Annotated in this window: 21 protein-coding genes; 3 read left to right on the top strand and 18 right to left on the bottom strand. The window is 62.4% G+C overall.

Annotated features, from left to right (window positions below; translation table 11 throughout):
- The 9 genes from rplI to ppsA all read right to left on the bottom strand — a co-directional run.
- A partial coding sequence (gene rplI / locus AC1D0Z_RS08605) for a 50S ribosomal protein L9 (protein WP_477657831.1) occupies window positions 1–333 on the bottom strand: 333 nt, incomplete at its 3' end.
- A gap of 11 nt (window positions 334–344) precedes the next feature.
- Window positions 345–629 carry a 30S ribosomal protein S18 gene (gene rpsR, locus AC1D0Z_RS08610; RefSeq protein WP_011483947.1) on the bottom strand — a complete coding sequence of 95 codons (285 nt, stop codon included), beginning with the start codon at window positions 627–629 and terminating at the stop codon, window positions 345–347.
- A gap of 10 nt (window positions 630–639) precedes the next feature.
- Window positions 640–948 carry a primosomal replication protein N gene (gene priB / locus AC1D0Z_RS08615; RefSeq protein WP_477657832.1) on the bottom strand — a complete coding sequence of 103 codons (309 nt, stop codon included), beginning with the start codon at window positions 946–948 and terminating at the stop codon, window positions 640–642.
- Between the two features lie 60 nt (window positions 949–1,008).
- Window positions 1,009–1,374, bottom strand: a complete 366-nt coding sequence (gene rpsF, locus AC1D0Z_RS08620) for a 30S ribosomal protein S6 (protein WP_007871089.1) — start codon at window positions 1,372–1,374, stop codon at window positions 1,009–1,011.
- Window positions 1,375–1,613: 239 nt separating this feature from the next.
- Entirely contained in the window at window positions 1,614–3,725 is a 2,112-nt protein-coding gene (locus AC1D0Z_RS08625) for a sodium:solute symporter family protein (protein ID WP_477657833.1), read from the bottom strand.
- Complete coding sequence (locus AC1D0Z_RS08630; RefSeq protein ID WP_477657834.1) at window positions 3,726–3,983, bottom strand: DUF4212 domain-containing protein; 258 nt, start codon at window positions 3,981–3,983, stop codon at window positions 3,726–3,728. It abuts the gene before it with no gap.
- Window positions 3,970–4,623 (bottom strand): tetratricopeptide repeat protein, encoded by a 654-nt coding sequence (locus tag AC1D0Z_RS08635; protein ID WP_477657835.1) that lies wholly within the window; start codon window positions 4,621–4,623, stop codon window positions 3,970–3,972. The genes AC1D0Z_RS08630 and AC1D0Z_RS08635 overlap by 14 nt, the downstream gene beginning before the upstream one ends.
- Complete coding sequence (locus AC1D0Z_RS08640; RefSeq protein WP_477657836.1) at window positions 4,614–4,910, bottom strand: hypothetical protein; 297 nt, start codon at window positions 4,908–4,910, stop codon at window positions 4,614–4,616. The genes AC1D0Z_RS08635 and AC1D0Z_RS08640 overlap by 10 nt, the downstream gene beginning before the upstream one ends.
- A gap of 222 nt (window positions 4,911–5,132) precedes the next feature.
- Window positions 5,133–7,532, bottom strand: coding sequence for a phosphoenolpyruvate synthase (gene ppsA / locus AC1D0Z_RS08645; RefSeq protein ID WP_477657837.1), 2,400 nt, complete (start codon window positions 7,530–7,532; stop codon window positions 5,133–5,135).
- A gap of 252 nt (window positions 7,533–7,784) precedes the next feature.
- Between ppsA and ppsR the strand changes: the two genes are divergently transcribed.
- Complete coding sequence (gene ppsR / locus AC1D0Z_RS08650; protein WP_457278791.1) at window positions 7,785–8,606, top strand: posphoenolpyruvate synthetase regulatory kinase/phosphorylase PpsR; 822 nt, start codon at window positions 7,785–7,787, stop codon at window positions 8,604–8,606.
- Between the two features lie 161 nt (window positions 8,607–8,767).
- Here ppsR and modC read toward each other — a convergent pair whose 3' ends face one another.
- The 3 genes from modC to modA are packed head-to-tail and all read right to left on the bottom strand — an operon-like array spanning window position 8,768 to window position 11,349.
- Window positions 8,768–9,862 carry a molybdenum ABC transporter ATP-binding protein gene (gene modC, locus AC1D0Z_RS08655; RefSeq protein WP_477657848.1) on the bottom strand — a complete coding sequence of 365 codons (1,095 nt, stop codon included), beginning with the start codon at window positions 9,860–9,862 and terminating at the stop codon, window positions 8,768–8,770.
- A gap of 5 nt (window positions 9,863–9,867) precedes the next feature.
- The gene (gene modB, locus AC1D0Z_RS08660; RefSeq protein WP_477657838.1) at window positions 9,868–10,551 is read right to left on the bottom strand and encodes a molybdate ABC transporter permease subunit; all 684 of its coding nucleotides are present in this window, start codon (window positions 10,549–10,551) and stop codon (window positions 9,868–9,870) included.
- A 42-nt stretch (window positions 10,552–10,593) separates the two neighbouring features.
- On the bottom strand, window positions 10,594–11,349 hold the full coding sequence (gene modA, locus AC1D0Z_RS08665; RefSeq protein ID WP_477657839.1) for a molybdate ABC transporter substrate-binding protein: 756 nt from the start codon (window positions 11,347–11,349) through the stop codon (window positions 10,594–10,596).
- Between the two features lie 126 nt (window positions 11,350–11,475).
- On the opposite strand from modA, the gene AC1D0Z_RS08670 reads away from it, so the two are divergent.
- A complete protein-coding gene (locus AC1D0Z_RS08670; RefSeq protein ID WP_477657840.1) occupies window positions 11,476–12,270 on the top strand; it encodes a TOBE domain-containing protein in 795 nt (264 codons plus the stop codon).
- Between the two features lie 12 nt (window positions 12,271–12,282).
- Here the strand turns inward: AC1D0Z_RS08670 and AC1D0Z_RS08675 are convergent, their stop codons facing one another.
- From AC1D0Z_RS08675 to AC1D0Z_RS08700, 6 genes are read right to left on the bottom strand one after another with little or no spacing between them, the layout of a single operon-like run.
- Window positions 12,283–13,134, bottom strand: a complete 852-nt coding sequence (locus tag AC1D0Z_RS08675; protein ID WP_477657841.1) for a heme ABC transporter ATP-binding protein — start codon at window positions 13,132–13,134, stop codon at window positions 12,283–12,285.
- 22 nt (window positions 13,135–13,156) lie between these two features.
- Window positions 13,157–14,218 (bottom strand): FecCD family ABC transporter permease, encoded by a 1,062-nt coding sequence (locus AC1D0Z_RS08680; RefSeq protein ID WP_477657842.1) that lies wholly within the window; start codon window positions 14,216–14,218, stop codon window positions 13,157–13,159.
- On the bottom strand, window positions 14,215–15,156 hold the full coding sequence (locus AC1D0Z_RS08685; protein ID WP_477657843.1) for a heme/hemin ABC transporter substrate-binding protein: 942 nt from the start codon (window positions 15,154–15,156) through the stop codon (window positions 14,215–14,217). Before AC1D0Z_RS08685 ends, AC1D0Z_RS08680 begins: the two co-directional genes overlap by 4 nt.
- Before the next feature lie 48 nt (window positions 15,157–15,204).
- Window positions 15,205–16,344, bottom strand: a complete 1,140-nt coding sequence (locus tag AC1D0Z_RS08690) for a hemin-degrading factor (protein ID WP_477657844.1) — start codon at window positions 16,342–16,344, stop codon at window positions 15,205–15,207.
- Complete coding sequence (locus AC1D0Z_RS08695) at window positions 16,341–16,700, bottom strand: hypothetical protein (protein ID WP_477657845.1); 360 nt, start codon at window positions 16,698–16,700, stop codon at window positions 16,341–16,343. The genes AC1D0Z_RS08690 and AC1D0Z_RS08695 overlap by 4 nt, the downstream gene beginning before the upstream one ends.
- 32 nt (window positions 16,701–16,732) lie before the next feature.
- On the bottom strand, window positions 16,733–18,979 hold the full coding sequence (locus AC1D0Z_RS08700) for a TonB-dependent hemoglobin/transferrin/lactoferrin family receptor (protein WP_477657846.1): 2,247 nt from the start codon (window positions 18,977–18,979) through the stop codon (window positions 16,733–16,735).
- 100 nt (window positions 18,980–19,079) lie between these two features.
- On the opposite strand from AC1D0Z_RS08700, the gene AC1D0Z_RS08705 reads away from it, so the two are divergent.
- On the top strand, window positions 19,080–19,275 hold a 196-nt coding region (locus AC1D0Z_RS08705; protein ID WP_477657847.1), incomplete at its 3' end, for a hypothetical protein.

Consider the following 19,275-nt stretch of genomic DNA (forward strand, 5'->3'; position numbering starts at 1 on the left):
CTTCAGGACAGGGAAGCCCTGCTTGGTCAGCTCAGCCGAGATGTCATGGTTGGTGACGGAGCCGAACAGGCGGCCGTCAACACCGGCTTTTTGCGTGAGCTTGACGGTAGTGCCGCCGAGCTTTGCGCCCTGGGCTTGCATTTCGGCCAGCTTGGCAGCCGCAGCTTTTTCGAGTTCGGCGCGCTTGGCTTCGAATTCGGCCTTGTTGGCTTCCGTGGCGCGGCGTGCGCGGCCCGAAGGGATCAGGAAGTTGCGTGCGTAGCCGTCTTTGACCTTGACGATTTCGCCGAGGTTACCGAGGTTCACGACTTTGTCGAGCAGAATAATTTGCATGGTCGTGCTCCTTACAGGCTACGGTGCTGGTCGCTGTAAGGCAGCATCGCGAGGAAGCGAGCGCGCTTGACGGCGGTGTTGATCTGGCGCTGGAAAATCGCGCGCGTGCCGGTCAGGCGTGCGGGAATGATCTTGCCGTTTTCGGCGACGAAATCGCGCAGGGTGTCGATGTCTTTGTAGTCGATTTCTTCAACGCCTGCTGCAGTGAAGCGGCAAAAGCGCTTGCGCTTGAACAGCAGGGATTGGGTATTGCGCTTGGGGCGCTTGTCTTTGTTGAAACGTTTTGGTCCGGCCATGATGGACTCCTTAAATGGGGTTCGGTACTTGCTCTACCTTGTGCAGAGCCTGGATATGAAAAACAACACCTTTGCTGGTGCGCGCATTGATGAGAAAACCGGTGAACCTGAAGGGCTTGCCTAGCGGGGATTTGGCTGATTGCTCAGCCAGCGCTCCGAAGGCCACCGCCCTTACCGTCAATTTGACCTGTCTGGTGACTCCCGCCTCGATCATTTCGGACTCGTGTTCGAGAACGAAGTTGGCGGCGGGGATTCCAGCGGGCGTGTAGCGAAGAGGACTTGCCTCGGYGATACAGGCGGTCAGTTCAACGTGGTTCACTGCGGGCTCTTGCTCAAAAGCAGATGCGCGGCAGCGAGGCGTTCAACAGCATGTTGGCTATTAAGCCGCATACTCCTGCTGTTGGGCTTTACGGGCTTCTTCCCTCTCGACGTTGCGCATCATGAGGGATGGGCCGGTTTCGGCCTTCTTCTTCACCACGGTCAGGTGGCGCAGCACGGCATCGTTGAACTTGAACGCGTGTTCAATTTCTTCCATCACGGCCTGGCTGGCTTCGATGTTGATGCAGAGGTAGTGGGCTTTGGCCAGTTTCTGGATCAGGTACACCAGCTGGCGGCGGCCCCAATCTTCAACACGGTGCACTTTGCCACCGCCGGCGGTGATCATGCCCTTGTAACGTTCCAGCATGGCTGGGACTTGCTCGCTTTGATCCGGATGGATCAGCAAGACGATCTCATAGTGACGCATAAACTCTCCTTGTGGTTGATTGAAGCTGCCCCAGCGTCGTTAAGGGTGCAGCAAGGCGAAGCCAATGATTATAGCACCCCCACGCTCCCCCACTTCGTGTGGGTCGCTGCCCCCCGAGGGGGCGCTGCGCCTGCGGCCCGGCAAAGCCGGTTCCGCGGCCCCTGCTGGTAAAGGCGGGGAGGAGGAGCCGGATTCGCCCGTTGAGGGGAAAATCCCCCGCATATCAGCTCCGCGGGGTTTTAAAGGTGTTTCAGGTCCGGATAGCGGATGTATTCGACCAGTTCCTGCACTTTCTGGCTGGGAGGCCGGGTGACCAGGCTCACCAGCACAATCACGGCGAAGCCCACCGGAACGCCGAAAAGACMGGCGGAAATGGGCTCTATCCCCCACCACAGCTGCACCGGCGAGGTGATGCCAAAGGTGGCGCGCAGCCAGGGTTGGGTGGTGAACATGTAATACGTGGTCACTCCCAGGCCCGACATCATGCCCAGCACGGCGGCGATCCCGGTGGCGCGCTTCCAGAAAATCCCCAGGCTCAAGGCCGGGAAAAAGGAAGCGGCGGCAAAAGAAAAGGCGGCTGACACGAGAAAGAGGATGTCGGCCGGTTTTTGCGCAGCCACATAAGCTGCCGACAAGGCCACGATGAGCAGCAATATCTTGGACACCGTCACCCGGCTCACGGTGGAAGCGTTGGGGTCGATCATCTTGTAATACAGATCGTGGCCCAGCGCGTTGGCGATCGTCAGCAACAGGCCATCGGCAGTCGACAACGCGGCAGCCAGCCCGCCCGCCGCAACCAGCCCGGAAATGACATACGGCAGGCCCGCCAGTTCCGGCGTCAGCAGCACGATGATGTCACCACCTATGGTCATTTCGTTAAGCTGCAGGATGTTGTCACGGTTGATGTCACTGACCGACAGCAGCGTTGGGTCCACCCGGCTCCAGGAGTTGACCCAAGCCGGGAGCTGGTCAAACGGCGTGCCGACCAGCACGGTGAAGATTTCATACTTCACCAGCACCGCGAGCGCGGGCGCGGTGAAATACAGCAAAAAGATAAAGAACAGCGACCATGTCACCGACTGGCGCGCCTCTTTCACGCTGGGCACCGTGTAATAACGCATCAGGATGTGCGGCAAGGCGGCGGTGCCGACCATGAGGCAAAACACCAGCGCCAGGAAATTTCGGCGGGAAGTGTCGTAAGCGCCCTGCTCCTTCGGTGTTCCGTTGGGATCGCCCGAGAACTGCGCCGCGTGGGCGGGCATTCCGTTAAGCGGCAAGGTCTTGGTTTCTGCCACCGCGCGGGCCGCTGTCCAGGCCTTGACCGCAGCGGCTTCGTCCTTCGGCATGGCAGCCAGGGCGCGAGCTGCCGATGAAATTTCAGAGACCGATGCGTTGCCGCCCTTGAGTTGCTCCATGCGCTTGCCGGCAGCCTGCCTGTCTGCGGCCAGCGAGGCCGCCGGATGGTCCAGCTTGCCGGTGAGCGCTTCGGCACGTTGCCGGAAAAGTTCACGCACCTGCAATTCCCTGGGGTCAGTGGACAGTTCTTTTTCTTTCGCAGTGACTTTTTCGAGCTGGAAGCCATACACCAGCTGTGGCACGGGAACACCGGTTTGCTTGACCGACAGCCATACCACCGGGATCAGATAAGCGACGACCAGGATGATGTACTGGGCCACCTGCGTCCAGGTCACCGCGCGCATTCCCCCGAGGAACGAACACACCAGGATACCGCCAAGGCCCAAAAAAATTCCCAGCTCAAACGCGATACCGGTGAGGTACGAAGTGATCAGGCCGACGCCATAGATCTGCGCGACGAGGTAGGTGAAAGAACACAGGATGGCAGCTGCCAGGCCAATAAGTCGGGGCAAGTGGCCACCGTAACGCTCGCCCAAAAAGTCAGGAATGGTGAACTGGCCGAACTTGCGCAGGTAAGGCGCCAGCACCAGGGCCACCAGGCAATAGCCGCCTGTCCAACCCATGACAAAGGCCAGGCCGCTGTAGCCGGTGAGATACAGCGTGCCCGCCAGGCCGATGAAGGACGCCGCAGACATCCAGTCGGCGCCGGTGGCCATGCCGTTGTAGACCGCCGGCACGCGCCTGCCCGCCACGTAATATTCAGCAGCGTCGGTGGTGCGGCTCATCACGCCGATCCCTGCATAAAGGCCAATGGTGGCCAGCAGGAAGGCCGAGCCTATCCACAGGCGCGGCAGGCCCATGCGCTCCAGGCCCGCCAGAATGACCACGAATACCACCAGGCCCAGCGTGTACCAGCGGTAGACACGGTTGAGCTGTGCCTTGAATTGCTGGCTGGAGAGCGTGATCCCGTCGCGCGAACCAAAGAAGYCGGCCATTCAGTCTCCGTCCGCCACGTCATGTTCGATATCGAGCCGGTTCATGTACCAGGCATAAAGACCGACGATCAGGCAATAGACGAGCAAGGCGCCCTGCGCGCCCATCCAGAAACTGAAAGGCCAGCCGAAAAATGTGAAGTTCAGCGCCCGCGCGAAATAGCTCACGCCGAAGGTGACGGCAAACCACACCAGCAGCAAGGCGGCCGTGATGACGCGGGTCTTGCGCCAGTAACGGCGATGGCTGTCAGTGGGCTGCATGAGCTACCCTGGAAGCGGCGCGGCCGTTGCTCGTCGCGCCTTCGCCCTTGCCTTCACCTTGCCGGGACGCCAAGCCATGCTCGTGCTCCAGCTGCGCTGCCACACGGGGTTCAAACCGCCGAAGATGTGCAATGACTGTGCGCGCCTTGTCCATGTCGCCCAAGGAAAAATTTACTTGTGCCAGCCGGTACCAGCCATAGGGGCTGAGGGGCTGCAGTGCGGTGTTCCTTTCCAGCGCCTGGGCCGCCTCGTGAAACCGCTGCTGTTGTATCAGCACTAGCGCCAGGCCGTACCAGGCCTGGTCCATGCGTGAATCTATCGCTACAGCGCTCTCAAATGCGAAACCCGCCTCATCGTGGCGGCCATCCTGCTGCAGCAGATAAGCCAGGTTGAACCAGGCCGCTGCATTCTGCGGGTGCGCCGCGGTGAGCTGTTGCAGGCCTGTGATGGCCTCCGGCCTGCGGCCGAGCTGCGCCTGCACGTGGGCGCTGCTGGCCAGCGCGTAGGCATCCACGGGCACCAGGCTCAGCATCTCTTCAAACCTTGACAGAGCCGCTGGACGGCGCCCGCAGGCCAGCAACAACACGGCCTGCACCTTCAGGAAATGGTAATGCAGCGCGTGCATCGTTCTCACTTGCATAGGGCCACACCGATTTCGAGGCAGATGCGGACCTTGGCGACGGCTGCTCCGGCCCACACCAGCACGAGCACCAGAAAAGCCACGAGCGGCAGGTGACGCTCCAGCACCACCGGCGGTGAGATCCAGCGCGCTGCCTTCACCCAGGGCCGGCCTACCAGTTGTAGCACGCGGTAAAAGGGATTGCGGCCCCTTGCCGCGCCTGCCAGCAGGCCTACCACCCATTGGCCGGCCAGTGCCAGCAGGGCGATTTCAGCGAGCAATTTGGTGGTGGTGGCAACAGCAAGCATGGCTCGTGGCGGTAAAAGAAAGATGAAAGCAAAGACAGCGAACAGGAGAAAAAAACGGCGCTGTTTCGATTGTCGTCGGACGGCTCACCGATTGTTCATCAGGAAAATACCTGCCAGCGGGGGTTTTCCCTCGGGAACGCCCGAAAAAAAAGCGCTGCGGATTCCTCCGCAGCGCATTCACAGCTCATTTTTTTAGGTGGCCTTGAAATGGCCTTGCAGCCCTTAGTTGGCCAGCTGCTTCCAGGTGTCGATCACCGTGTCGGGATTCAGCGAGATCGAACCAATACCCTCGTCYTTGAGCCACTGCGCAAAGTCGGGATGGTCGCTGGGGCCCTGGCCGCAAATGCCGACGTATTTACCCGCACGCCGGCAGGCCTGGATGGCCCGGCTCAACATCGCCTTGACGGCGGGGTCGCGTTCATCGAAGTCCTGGGCCAGGATGTCCAGCCCTGAGTCACGGTCCAGGCCCAGCGTGAGCTGGGTCAAATCGTTCGAACCGATCGAGAAGCCGTCAAAGTACTCCAGGAACTCGTCCGCCAGGATGGCGTTGCTGGGCACTTCGCACATCATGATCACGCGCAGGCCCTGCTCGCCGCGCTTGAGGCCGTGCTGGGCCAGCAGGTCGGTGACCTTTTTGGCCTGGCCAAGCGTACGGACAAATGGCACCATGACTTCCACATTGACCAGGCCCATATCGTCACGCACGCGCCTGAGCGCTTCGCACTCCATCGCAAAGGCTTCGCCAAAATCAGGGCTCAAGTAACGTGATGCGCCGCGAAAGCCCAGCATAGGGTTTTCTTCTTCGGGCTCGTAGCGTGAGCCGCCGATCAGCTTGCGATATTCGTTGGACTTGAAGTCCGACAGACGCACGATCACGGGCTTGGGCCAGAAGGCTGCCGCGATGGTCGCCACGCCTTCGGTCACCTTGTCGACATAGAAGGCACGTGGGGAGGCATGGCCGCGGGCTACGCTTTCCACCGCTTTTTTCAGGTCGGCATCGACATTGGGGTAGTCAAGAATCGCCTTGGGGTGAACGCCGATGTTGTTGTTGATGACAAACTCCAGGCGCGCCAGGCCAACGCCGTGGTTGGGGATCTGGCAAAAGTCAAACGCCAGCTGCGGGTTGCCGACGTTCATGGTGATCTTCATGTCAATCGGCGGCATCTCACCGCGCTGCACCTCGGTCACTTCGGTCTCGAGCAGGCCGTCATAGATATTGCCGGTGTCGCCCTCGGCGCAGCTCACCGTCACCAGCATGCCGTCCTTCAGCGTTTCGGTGGCGTCGCCACAGCCGACCACGGCCGGGATGCCCAACTCACGCGCGATGATCGCTGCGTGGCAGGTGCGACCGCCGCGGTTGGTCACGATGGCGCTGGCGCGTTTCATCACCGGTTCCCAGTTCGGGTCGGTCATGTCCGTCACCAGGATATCGCCGGGCTGCACCTGGTCCATGTCCTTGATGTCGTGCACGATGCGGACTGCGCCCGTACCGATCTTCTGGCCAATCGCCCGGCCTTCTGCCAGCACGGTGCCGGTGCCCTTGAGCTTGTAGCGCTGCTCGGCCTTGCCTTTGGACTGGCTCTTCACGGTTTCGGGACGTGCCTGCAGGATGTACAGCTCGCCGTCGATGCCGTCCTTGCCCCACTCGATGTCCATCGGGCGGCCGTAATGCGCTTCGATGATCAATGCATAACGGGCCAATTGCTCGACGTCGGCGTCAGTCAGCGAATAGCGGTTGCGCAGCTCGGTCGGCACGTCGGTGGTCTTGACCAGCTTGCCGCCGGCTTTTTTCTCATCGGCGCTGGTGAACTCCATCTGCAGCAGCTTGGAACCCAGGTTGCGCCGGATCACCGCGCGCTTGCCGGCTTTCAGCATCGGCTTGTGCACATAGAACTCGTCAGGGTTGACGGCGCCCTGCACCACCGTTTCGCCCAGGCCGTAGCTGGAGGTGATGAACACCACGTCTTCAAAGCCGCTTTCGGTGTCGATGGTGAACATCACACCGGCCGCGCCCTTGTCGCTGCGCACCATGCGCTGGATGCCGGCGGAAAGCGCCACATCGGAATGAGCAAAGCCCTGGTGAACCCGGTAGCTGATGGCTCGGTCGTTGTAGAGCGATGCGAACACCTCTTTCATCTTGTGCAGCACGTCCTCGATGCCCACAACATTCAGGAAGGTTTCCTGTTGGCCGGCAAACGATGCGTCGGGCAAGTCCTCCGCCGTGGCGGATGAGCGCACCGCAAAGCTGGCTTGCGCATTGCCGGCGCTGAGGGCGGCAAAGCTGTCGCGAACGGCTTTTTCCAGGTCGGCCGGGAAAGGCTGGGCTTCAACCAGTTTTCGGATTTTGGCGCCGGCTTCGGCCAGTGCGCGCACGTCGTCGGTGTTGAGCGTGTCCAGCACGCCGTTGATTTTTTTGTCGAGACCGTCGTGCGCCAGGAACACGCGGAAGGCGTGGGCCGTTGTGGCAAAACCGGTGGGGACACGAACCCCGTTGGGGCCGGTCGGCAGTTGCGAAATCATCTCGCCGAGGCTGGCGTTCTTGCCGCCGACGGACTCGACGTCTGTCATCCTCAGGTTTTCAAACGGTACGACCAGGGCGGTCGCCTCAAACAGCTTGGACATGAAAATACTCCGGGAGGTTTAAAAACCGGGGAATTCACCATGCGCGGCAGGCAACCTTGTTGTTGTTCGAAGGGGTTGTGGCGGTGCATGATGTGACAAACTGGATAATTGCCACGATTGTAGGGGCCTCGGGCCCGGCGTGCCGTGTCAGGCTTTCACCCGGCTTTCAACCAGTCAAACACCCCTTCCCGCCTTTTCAGCGCTCTTTAAGCTCCTTCTAGCTCCTCTTCAGCTCCTTTTTCCAGTACCTCCATGTCCCAACGCACCGTGTTTTTCATCTCCGATGGCACCGGCATCACCGCTGAAACCTTTGGTAACGCCATCCTGGCGCAGTTTGAATTCAAGCCGCGCCATGTCCGCCTGCCTTTTATCGACAGCGTGGACAAGGCCCACCAGGCGATCCGGCAGATCAACCACACGGCCGAAGTCGAGGGCAAACGGCCCATCGTCTTCACGACGCTGGTCAACATGGAGATCCTGGCTGTCATCAAGGCCCACTGCAACGGCATGCTGCTGGACATGTTCGGCATGTTTGTGGCGCCGCTGGAGGGTGAGCTGGGCATCAAGTCCAACCACCGGGTAGGCCGGTTTTCAGATGCCTCCAAAAGCAAGGAATACGACGACCGCATCGAGGCCATCAATTTTTCGCTGGCGCACGACGACGGCCAGAGCAACCGCGACCTGGCCGGTTCGGACGTCATCCTGGTGGGCGTAAGCCGCAGCGGCAAGACGCCGACCTCGCTTTACCTGGCCATGCAATACGGGCTGAAGGCCTCCAACTACCCATTGATCCCCGAAGACTTTGAGCGCCGCCAGCTGCCACCGGCGCTGGTGCCGCACCGCAAGAAAATCTTCGGGCTGACGATCGCACCCGAGCGCCTGGCGCAGATACGCAATGAGCGCCGGCCCAACTCCAAATACGCCAGCCTGGAGAACTGCCGCGACGAAATCCATGAGGCCGAAGCCATGATGCGGCGCGAAGGCATACGCTGGCTGTCAACCACTACCAAGTCGATTGAAGAGATCGCCACCACCATCCTGCAGGAAATCCGGCCAGAGCGGCTCGAATACTGAGCCGGGCGGCCTCGGCCGGCCCGACCGGCTCATACGGCGCCCCTTGGTCAGCTCGAATGTCGGAATTCGCCGAAGATTTCATAGGAAATTAGCCTTTCACCCAATACTGGCAAGCGCAAGCAGCTATCTTTTTAATAGCAAGCCAACTGAAGACTAACGCATCAGCCCAGCACCGCCACCCCCTTGACCTGCGCGTACACACGACTGCCGGGCTGCAATTGCAGGGCTTCCGCCGACTTTTGGGTGAGCCGCGCCAGCAGTGTGCTGCCGCCGGCGTCCAGGCTGACCATCACTTGTCCCGGGCTGTCGGCGGAAAACCCGGTGACAGTAACCGCAAAGATGTTCTGCACGCTGGTGCCCTCCTGGCGCTCCAGCGTCAGGCTCACGTCACGCGCCTGGATGCGCACGCGCACKCGCTGGCCGACCTGCAAGGTGGGATTGAGCAGGCTGATGCGCCCCCCGGAAAACTCGGCATGGCTCATGTGCCACTGCGGCTCGACGGCGCTGACCGTCGCGTCAATCACCGCGGCGGCGGCGTCGCCATGGGCCAGCGGCAGGTCCAGCCGCGTCATGAGCTCGCGTGTGGCGCCCGAGGCCGTCACGCGCCCCGCGTCCAGCAGCACCAGGTGGTCGGCCAGCCGGGCGACTTCGTCGGGCGCATGGCTGACGTAGAGCACGGGCATGTCCAGCTCGTCATGCAGGCGCTCCAGGTAGGGCAGGATTTCCGCCTTGCGGGCAAGGTCCAGCGAAGCCAGTGGCTCGTCCATGAGCAAGAGGCGCGGACTGGTGGCCAGAGCGCGCGCGATGGCCACGCGCTGGCGCTCGCCGCCCGAAAGTGTGCCAGGCATGCGCCGCATCAGCTTTTGCAAGCCCAGCAATTCAATGGCACGTTCCAGCGGTACACGGCGTTGGGCCGCGGGCACACGGCGCAGACCGAAGTCCAGGTTACAGCTGACGTCGAGATGCGCAAAGAGGCTCGCCTCCTGGAACACATAGCCCAGCGGACGTTTGTGCACCGGCACAAAAACGCCGCCTGCATCGTCCTGCCACACCTCGCCATTGACGGCGAGGTAGCCGCTGCCGGCACGCTCCAGCCCCGCGACGCTGCGCAACAGGCTGGTCTTGCCCGAGCCCGACGGGCCAAAGACGGCGGTGACGCCGCGCCCCGGCAGCGCCAGCGCCACGTCGAGCGAGAACCCCCCGAAATTGCGGCGAAATGAAGCAGCAATGCCCGCCACGGCGACTGCCGGGTCCATCGGTCTCACGCGCCGTGCCCCCTTCGCTGCCCCGGCTGCAATGTATACAGCGCCAGCAGGACCAGAAAAGAAAACACCAGCAAACCACCGGCCAGCCAGTGCGCCTGGCTGTACTCCAGCGCTTCCACATGGTCGTAAATCTGCACCGACATCACCCGCGTCTGACCCGGAATGTTGCCCCCCATCATGAGCACGATGCCGAACTCGCCCACCGTGTGCGCAAAGCCCATGACGGCGGCCGTCAGATAGGCGGGCCGGGCCAGCGGCAGCACCACGCTGAAAAAGGTATCCAGCGGCGACGCGCGCAAGGTGGCGGCGGCTTCCAGCGGCCGTTCGCCAATCGCCTCAAAGGCGTTTTGCAGCGGCTGCACCACGAAAGGCATGGAATACAGCACCGATCCCACCACGAGTCCGGCAAAGGTAAACGGCAGCACACCCAACCCTAACGACTGTGTGAGCTGGCCCACTGGGCCGTTCGGCCCCATCAGCACCAGAAGGTAAAAGCCCAGTACCACCGGCGGCAAAACCAGCGGCAACGCTACAAGCGCACCCACCGGCCCCTTGAGCCAGGAACGCGTGCGCGCCAGCCACCAGGCCAGCGGCGTGCCGGCAAGCAGCAGCAATACGGTGGTGGTGGCGGCCAGCCTCAAGGTCAGCACCAGCGCCTGAAAACTTGCATCGTCCAGCATGGGTCAGTGCCTCTTCTTTTTTATATGTCGATTGATGCAGCTTCAGGGCTCGTAGCCGAAAGAACGGATCACCGCCCTGGCCTTCTCTGTTTTCAGAAAGGCCATCAGCTGCACCGCGGCCTTGCTGTCTTTGGCCTTGGCCAGCAGCACCGCATCCTGGCGGATCGGGCTGTGCAGGCTCCCGGGAACAACCCAGGCCGAGCCCGACCTGATTTTTCCGCCTTCGTAGACCTGCGAGAGCGCAATAAAACCGAGCTCCGCATTGCCGGTAGAGACAAAGCTGAAGGTCTGGCCGATGCTTTCGCCTTGCACCAGTTTGGGCTCCAGGACGGCTTGCAGGCCCAGTTTATTCATGGTCTCGACGGCGGCAGCGCCGTAGGGCGCGAGCTTGGGGGCGGCGATGGCGATCTTTTTGAAGGCGCCCTTTTTCAGGACCTCGCCCCGCACATCAACCACGCCGGGCTGGGCCGACCAGAGCACCAGCTTGCCAGTGGCATAGGTGAAGCGGCTGCCATTCACGGCCGCACCCTCCTTCTCCAGCTTCGCGGGGGTTTCGTCGTCGGCCGCAAGAAACACTTCAAACGGCGCGCCATTGGTGATCTGCGCGTAGAACTTGCCGGTAGCGCCGAAGGTCAGCACGGCTTTGTGGCCCGTGTCTTTTTCAAAGTCCGCAGCAATCAGCTTCATGGGCGCGGTGAAATTGGCTGCCACAGCAACCTGGACATCATCGGCCAGCGCAGCGGCCGGTGCGAGCACGAGACACAGAGCCGGCAGCCAGCGCGACGCAGGTTTGGACATGGTGAAACTCCGGTGATGAAAGACGGGAGATGACAGCGAAGGAGGCGACGATGCGCTTGAAAGAAAAACCACTCCTGACGAATCGCTATTCTATTTTAGAATAGCGATACCTGTCCCGGGGCCTCCATGAAAAAAGCTGCCACCTCCTCGCCTGCTGCTCCCTCCTTCACAAGCGCCTTCAGCCATGAGCCGGCCGACAAGCGCATCGAAATCCTGCGCCTGGTCGGTGAAAGCGGCTCGATCTCCCAGGCAGCGCGGCAAGCCAGGGTCAGCTACAAGGCCGCCTGGCAGGCTATCGACACATTGACCAATCTGGCTGGTGTGGCGCTGGTGGAGCGCGCTGTGGGCGGCTCAGGCGGTGGCGGCGCCACGCTAACCCCGGCAGGCCAGAAGCTGCTGGCGATGGCAGGCCTGCTGAATGAAACGCGCAGCCAGGTGCTGTCTGCCTTCAAGTCCAACGAACTGTTGCTGCCGCGCGCCCTGCCCGCGTTGCCCTACATGAGCGTGCGCACCAGCATGCGCAACCAGTTGCCTTGCCAGGTCGGCAAGCTGCAAGTTCGGGGACAGATGGCGCGTGTGTATTTAAACCTGGCCGGCGGCGCCTTGCTGGTTTCGCGCATCACCAAGGCAAGCGTTGAATTGCTGGGGCTGCAAAAGGGCCAGGCAGTGCTGGCCCTGTGCAAGGCCACAGCGGTGACCGTGACAGCGCAGTCGCGCGCCGCTACGGCGCCGGGCGTTCAAGATCTCAATGGGAAGGCGGTCCGTATCAGCCGCGGTGTGAGCGGCGACGAGGTGTCGCTGCAGCTGGATGGCGGCTTGCAGCTGGTGGGGTTTGCTGCGGCGGGCAGTGGACTCAAGGCCAAAACGCTTGTACAGGCCTTGATTGACGAATCCGCTGTGGTGATTGCCCTTTCGACCTGAATAGCCGGAGTTCTAGACAGGCGCGTCAAACAAATACTGGCGCGGCCCGGGCGGCCCGCCCTGTGTCGCCACCGGATGCGCCACCACGCTCCAGACTTTCTCGATGCAAGACGGCGTGAGCACATCGGCAGTGACGCCGCCGCCCACCACCTGCCCGCCTTGCAGCACCACGCAGCGGTCACTGTAGCGCAGCGCCAGGTTCAGGTCATGCAGCACGGCCACCACGCCCACGCCCTGCGCCGTAGCCCATGCGCGCACGAGTTGCAACACGCGGTGCTGGTGCTGCAAGTCCAACGCAGCGGTTGGCTCGTCCAGCAACAGCCATCTAGCAGGGGTAGGGCCTGAAATATCTGTCACGGGTTCCCACACCTGCGCCAGCGCGCGCGCCAGGTGGACACGCGCTTTCTCCCCGCCTGAAAGCGTGTTGAGCACGCGGTGCTGCAAATGCTCAACCGCTGTCACCTTCATGGCCTGTAGCGGAATATCCGCGGTGCTGCGGCCCGGCTTGTGTCGGTGCGGATAGCGGCCCAGTTCGACCACCTCCCGTACGGTGAATTCAAATGCGACCTGCGTTTCCTGCGCCACCGAGGCGCGTATACGGGCCAGCTCGGCGGGTGCGTAGGCGGCCAGCGCCTTGCCGCCCAAACATACCTGGCCGCTGGCGGGTTGGCGCTGGCCGGTCAGCAACGACATCAAAGTAGATTTGCCTGCCCCGTTGGGCCCAAGCACTGCGGTCACCTGGCCCGCCATGAATTGCGCAGACGCACCTTGCAACAAAGTACGTTCCGGCACTTCGACGCCGGCGCCTGTCATCTCCAGCAGCCCGGCCATCGGCAGGAAGTCAGTCTGGTTGCGTGCGTTCATGTACAAGTCCTCACGGCGGGCATCACAGCCGGCTCCGGAAGTGCCGCAGCAGCAGTAAAAAGAAAGGCACGCCGACAAAGGCTGTCAGTACGCCCAGCGGCAATTCGGCCGGTTTGACCGCGGTGCGGGCCACGCTGTCGGCCACCAGCACCAGTGCCGCGCCCAACAGGGCCGAGCCCGGCAGCACAATGCGGTGGTCAGGCCCGGCCACCAGGCGCACGCAATGGGGCGCCACCAGGCCGATGAAGCCAATGATGCCGGTGGTGGCCGTGACGGCGCCGACGGCCAGCGCTGTCACAAGCACGGCAAAACGCTTGACGCGCTCGACCGGCACGCCCAGCAGGGCGGCCTGGGCTTCCCCCAACGCAATGGCATTGAGGGGTTTGGCCAATGTCAGGCCGGCGCATACCGCGGCCAGCACCACGGAGAACACCAGCGCCACCGCGCTCCAGCGCGCGCCACCCAGGCTGCCGAGCAGCCAGAACTGGATGTTGCGCAGCTGCTCATCGGTGGCCAGGAAAGTGAGGTAACCCAGGCCCGCGCCGGCCAGCGCATTCACCGCAATGCCGGCCAGCAGCATGATGCCGACGCGCGTGGCGCCGTCCTGCTGCGACAGCGCATACACCAGCACCGTAACCAGCAGGCTGCCCATAAAGGCCATGAGCACCAGCGTCCAGCTGCCCAGCGTGCGCGGCATGTCGGGAAACCACAGGCTGCCCAGCACGATGGTCATGCCCGCAGCCAAAGCCGCACCGCTGCTGACACCGATCAGGCCGGGGTCGGCCAGCGGGTTGCGAAACAGGCCCTGCATCAGCGCGCCCGACATGCCCAGCGCCGCGCCGGCCGCCACGCCCAGCAGCAAGCGCGGCAGGCGGATGTTCATGAAAACAAGATGCTCGGGTGTTGGCAGGGCGCTTCCGGCCAGCATGTCGACCAGCACATTCCATAACTGAAAAGGGCTTATGGCGTAGGCGCCACGCGCGCTACCAGCTATAAAACTGATAGCGAGGAGCAGGACACCCGCGCCCAGCACCGCCCTGGCAGGCCAGCGCCGGTGCTCGCCGTGCGGCGCGGTTACGTTCATGCCAGCGCCTTCAGGCTGGCCCGGTGCAGCTCGGCCACGGCCTGCGGCAGGCGCGGGCCAAACCCGATCAGGTAAAGCGCATCAAGCGCCACCAGCGCACGGCGTTTGTAGGCGGGTGTGAGCTCCAGGCCCGGGCGCTGCCAGAATTTCTCAATCCCGCCGACGGCTTCAATGCCCTGCGTGGTCGTGACGATCACATCCGGCGCGGCTGTGACCAGGGCCTCGGGTGTCATCGGGCGGTAGCCGCTGAAGTTGGCGGAACTGCCGGGCGCGATCAGGGCGTTGTCCAGGCCCGCGTAACGAAACATGGCGTGCGCGGCGGTCTTGTCGCCGGCGACCTGCGGACTGCCTGAATGGCTGAGGATAAAAACGGCGCGGGGTTTTCGGCCGGTGTGACGGGCCACCGTGGCGATCACCTCGGCCCACTGGGCATCAAGCTTTGCCTGCAGCGAGGCGGCTTGTGCAACACGCGACGTCGCGCGCCCGACGGCCGTGACCTTGCGCTGCACTTCCGCCCAGCTGTGGTCGGCATCAACGAGTTCCACCTTGACGCCGGCGCTGCGGATCTGGTCCATCACCACATTGGGCCCGGCTTCGGTGGTGCCTATCACCGCATCGGGCTTGAGCGAGAGCAGCCCTTCAGCGGAGAGCTGGCGCATGTAGCCCACCTTGGGTGTTTGCAATGCGGCGGCCGGAAACAGGCTGGTGGTGTCGGTGCCGACCAGCTGTTTTTCAGCGCCCAGCGCGTAAACGATTTCCGTGGTCGCGCCGCTCACCGAGACGATGCGCGGCATCTTCGCCGGGGCCGTCTGAGCCAGCACAGCACTCGCAGACAGGCCGCAAACGCTGGAGACGGCGGAAACCGCCGGGAGTGAAAAAAACCGCAAGGCGTCGCGCCGGCGGATTGGACATTGAACTGGAAGTGGAAGTGGTTTCATGGGAACCCTTGCATGAGGAATAGGGTGATGAGGTGTTTTCGGCATGGCTCATGCCACTTCCTTGAGCCGGGGCAGGCGCGCCACGATGTCGCGCCAGGCCTTCAGTTCAGGCACACCGGGCTTACGCGCTCCAAAGAACATCGCCATCAACTCGCCCGCACCGTCGAATACCTCTACCGAGGTGACCAGGCCTTCGGTCGTGGGCTTCTCGACAATCCAGGCACTCTCGATCATGTCTTCACGCAGGTGCAGATTGAAGCCCGCATCCAGCACGTTGATCCACTGTGCGGTGGGCGTGACCATGGGCTCGATGCGCTTGACCGGGCCTGTGTGGATCTGGATACAGCCCAGGCTGCCCACAAACACCATGATGGGCGTGCCGTCCATCGAGGCTTCGTCGAGCAGCTTGCGGACTACCGTCAGGTCGGCCCTGCGGGTGAAGCGGCCTTCAACGAGCCGGAAGGCTTGCTGGCGCTCCGCCCCTGCCTTCCCGATCAGGCCGAAAAATTCGTGCGTGTCCTTCATTTCGCTCCAGCCTTGAGCCAGCGCGGCTGCGTCGATGGCCGAATCGGGCTTGGGCACGTCTTTGGGTATGGGGGGCGTAAAGGCATAAGCCTTGCCGGCATACGTGAACTGGTTGGCGACGTCCCTGAACGCTTCACGGTCGGTCTCGGGCCGGGCAAACACCTTGTGCACCGCCACACCGTGTGCGTCAAAGAACTGCAGGCTTTCCGAAGCCGGGTTCCTGGGGTCGTTTGCGGGCTCGAAGACGTAGAAGCCGGCATGCCAGCGGCTGAAGAAAATGCGCAGGTCGATTTCCTCACCCAGCGCCAGACCCATATGGCCCTGCGCGCTGATATTGCGGTAGACACCGGTTTTTTCGTGCACGGTGGATTCATTGCGCGTGAGCGCCATGACCGGCCCGCACAGCTCCAGCGCCTGCAAAATTTCAACCCAGGGGCCTTTGAGCGGCGTGGCTTTTAAGACCAGATCATGCGCTCCGGCGTGGGCCGCGATGGCTTGGCCCTCGGTGACGCCGATGCTCTCGGCGGCGTCCTTGGCACGCTTGCCGCTGCTGCGCGCCGCCGCAAAGCGCTCACGCAAGGATGCGGGGTTCAGGGGTGCAGTGCCGGCGTGTGCCTGGCTTGCGGCGTCGGGCCGCGTCTGGGTTTGAAGGACTGCGCTCATTGAAGGGTCTCCGGGGTTGTGTGCCAAAGCACGCGGTGGGGGTCAGAATGATCTGCAGGCAAAAGCTGCTGCGGCTGGTCAGGGTTTGCTCGTAGCAGCCGCATCCACAAGGGATGCAGGTTGGCGGCAATGGCCCTGAAGTCCGGTGGCGCGCTGGGGTGGCGCCAGAGCATGAGCAGGTTGGCGATGATTTTTCTGGCCATCAGCGCCCGCTGCCCCTGGCAGCAGGCCTGGGCGTGGCCGGTCATCAGGGCGAGCGTTCCGGCCAGCAGCGCTTCCGGCGGGGGCAGACTCTGTGCGTCGGTCGAAGCGACATCATCACTGTTGCTGATGCCTTGGTCGGATGACTGGCTCATGGTTTTCCTTTTCGTCAACGTTCAGGGCCGCATCAGAAATCAGCGACCAGCGAGATGTTGAAATAACGGCCCGGCTGGCTGTACGCATCGCGGAAGGAGGAATTGGCAGCGACGCCGCGCACATCGGACCAGTTCCAGTACTTCCTGTTCGTCAGGTTGATCAGGCCGGCGTTCAGGCGCAGGGTTTTACTGATGCGCCACTGGCCGGTCAGGTCCAGCGTGGTTGCGGATGGCACGGCGAATTGCGTGGCCGCCACAGGCACTGAAGGCGGCGCGGCGGCAATGGTCTGTGCGCTGATGTCGTCGAACTTCTTGGCCGAATGGTGGCTCGCGTCCAGGCGCACATCCCACGACGCGGTCTCATACTTCAGGCCGACGCTGAGCTTGGCGGGATCGATCGTGTCCAGCGGTTTGCCGGTGTTCTTCACGGTGCCGCGGGTGTAGCCGTAAGAGAAGGGCGTGCTGAGTTGGCCGTCGGCGACCTTGCCCCATTTCATGTCGCCCCTGATCTCAAAGCCGCTAATGGTGGCGTTGTCAATGTTGATCGACTGGATCACGGCGGGATTGCCCGGGTTTCCGAACGCGCCGCTCACAATGGCGCCGTCCTGGATCAGGTCTTTGAAGCGGCCATAGAACACGGCCGTGTCAAAGCTCAGCGGGTCCAGCCGCGCACGAACGCCGAACTCGACGTTGCGGCTCTTCTCTGGCTTGAGGTTGGGGTTGGGAACGGTGCGGTAGCCGCCTGCGATGTTCTGGAAGAAACCATTGACCTGGCCGGCATTGGGCGCGCGGAAACCACTGGCGTAGTTGCCGAAGAAACTCCACTGCGGCGTGGCGCGGTAGATGACGCCGACCTTGGGGGACAAGGCCGAGCCTGACAACGACACGGCAGGCACGGGGAACCCAGCCTGCGCCGCGTCGATCTTGAAGCTGTCGGCGCGCACGCCCGGCGTCACGCTCCAGTCGCCCAGGATGAATTCGTCCTGCACGTAGAACGCCGTGGCGGTCTCTTTCGTATCAGGGAAGCGCTTGAGCGGGAAGGTTTCACCGGCAGGCGGCACCAGGCCGGTCTGCAGGTTTTCGATGTCTGCGCTGGTGTGGTCCAGGCCGTAGGTGATCTTCTGCGCAGAGTTGCTGCCCATGCGGATGGTCTTGTCGGCCTGGATGCTGGCCTGCAGCGTGCGCTCGCTGTAGGTGGTATCGCGCGTGCGCACCTGTGGCAATGCGGTGCGACGCTCATAGGTGAAGTCGTTGGATTTCGCGTCCTGGAAGCTGAGCACTGTCTGGATGTTGTCGGCCAATACCGTGTTGACCTGGTACCTGGCGTCCCAGGTCAGGCGGTCGCGGTCCATCTTGCCGGACGAGTAGGAGTCCAGCACCGTGGCGGAGCGCGCGGTCAGCAGGTTGTAGTCGCTCTTCTTGTCGACGTGCTCGAAGGTGATGACGTGTTTTTGCGAAGAAGTCGGGTTCAACACAACTTTTGCCAGCAGGGAGTTCGCCTTGTCTGTTTGCGGATTTGGCGCCGTACGGGTAAAGCCTGCGCCGCTGGTTTCGCCGCGGTTTTCGAGTTCGTTGCCGCGGCTGGTGGCCACGCTTAATTGCCACGCCAGCGCCTCGTTGACTCGGCCGGCAATCGTGCCGCTGACAGCTGTTTCATTGTTGTCGCCGCTGTACCCGATGGACGCACGGCCGCCCAGCGTCTTGCCGTTCTTCAGGTAGTCGTCCGGCTCGTTGGTGATGAAGTTCACCAGGCCCGCAATGCCGTCGGAGCCGTACAGCACGGAGGCCGGGCCCTTGACGATCTCAATGCGCTTGATGAGGTCAATGGACACGCTGTCACGGCCGAAGGAATTGGGGCTGAACGCATAGCTGCGTGGAATGCGGATACCGTCCACCATCATCAGCACGCGGTTCCCGTCGAGGCCGCGGATGTTGAACCCGGCATTGCCTTCGCGGCCGGTGTCACCTTGCGCCAGGCCAAAACGTGCGGGCGCGCGGCGCACCGAAGCGTTGGGAATATTTTTAGCCGCGTCGCGGATGTCGCGGATCTGGCCCTGCTCGATATCGGTGGCATTGATCACGTCGATGGTTTGCGGAATGTCTTCCGCAGACTGCTCGTTGCGTGAACCGCTGACCACGACCTCTTTCAGGGCTGCGACCTGCACCGGCGCATTCGCCAACGGCTGTGCATGCACCGCAAAGCCGGCGCTACAGGCCAGACCGGCCAGCAAAGAAATTTCGCGCAGGGCGAAGCGGGAAGATGGATGAATCGATGTCACGTGCAAGCCCAAAAAGTGAAAGATTTGGAGGGCTTGCTGCGGTAATGGCGAGTCCTGTGGGCTCGCGTACTTGTGGCTGGCTCTGAAGAAAATGGAGTATATGCGAATTATTCTCATTCGCAACAATTGGATGCAAAAAAGACGAGGAATAACCGGCCCTGGTGTGTCTCTACCCGTCCTTGCCAGCTACATTGCCCTCCGAAATGCCGGGAAATGGGAGACGAACCTTCCCATGACGCCTATTCAATTGATAGAAAATAACGGCGCTGACGCCACCACGCGCCCGCCCGCGTTGC

The sequence above is a fragment of the Polaromonas sp. P1_E3 genome (assembly GCF_056405935.1).

Bases quoted from the DNA above. Each gene is read 5' to 3' on its own strand.
- modA (WP_477657839.1), bottom strand. From the start codon at position 11,349: ATGTCCAAACCTGCGTCGCGCTGGCTGCCGGCTCTGTGTCTCGTGCTC.
- AC1D0Z_RS08670 (WP_477657840.1), top strand. From the start codon at position 11,476: ATGAAAAAAGCTGCCACCTCCTCGCCTGCTGCTCCCTCCTTCACAAGC.
- AC1D0Z_RS08675 (WP_477657841.1), bottom strand. From the start codon at position 13,134: ATGAACGCACGCAACCAGACTGACTTCCTGCCGATGGCCGGGCTGCTG.
- modB (WP_477657838.1), bottom strand. From the start codon at position 10,551: ATGCTGGACGATGCAAGTTTTCAGGCGCTGGTGCTGACCTTGAGGCTG.
- ppsR (WP_457278791.1), top strand. From the start codon at position 7,785: ATGTCCCAACGCACCGTGTTTTTCATCTCCGATGGCACCGGCATCACC.
- AC1D0Z_RS08630 (WP_477657834.1), bottom strand. From the start codon at position 3,983: ATGCAGCCCACTGACAGCCATCGCCGTTACTGGCGCAAGACCCGCGTC.
- AC1D0Z_RS08695 (WP_477657845.1), bottom strand. From the start codon at position 16,700: ATGAGCCAGTCATCCGACCAAGGCATCAGCAACAGTGATGATGTCGCT.
- AC1D0Z_RS08680 (WP_477657842.1), bottom strand. From the start codon at position 14,218: ATGAACGTAACCGCGCCGCACGGCGAGCACCGGCGCTGGCCTGCCAGG.
- AC1D0Z_RS08690 (WP_477657844.1), bottom strand. From the start codon at position 16,344: ATGAGCGCAGTCCTTCAAACCCAGACGCGGCCCGACGCCGCAAGCCAG.
- rpsR (WP_011483947.1), bottom strand. From the start codon at position 629: ATGGCCGGACCAAAACGTTTCAACAAAGACAAGCGCCCCAAGCGCAAT.
- AC1D0Z_RS08685 (WP_477657843.1), bottom strand. From the start codon at position 15,156: ATGAAACCACTTCCACTTCCAGTTCAATGTCCAATCCGCCGGCGCGAC.
- AC1D0Z_RS08635 (WP_477657835.1), bottom strand. From the start codon at position 4,623: ATGCAAGTGAGAACGATGCACGCGCTGCATTACCATTTCCTGAAGGTG.
- rpsF (WP_007871089.1), bottom strand. From the start codon at position 1,374: ATGCGTCACTATGAGATCGTCTTGCTGATCCATCCGGATCAAAGCGAG.
- AC1D0Z_RS08640 (WP_477657836.1), bottom strand. From the start codon at position 4,910: ATGCTTGCTGTTGCCACCACCACCAAATTGCTCGCTGAAATCGCCCTG.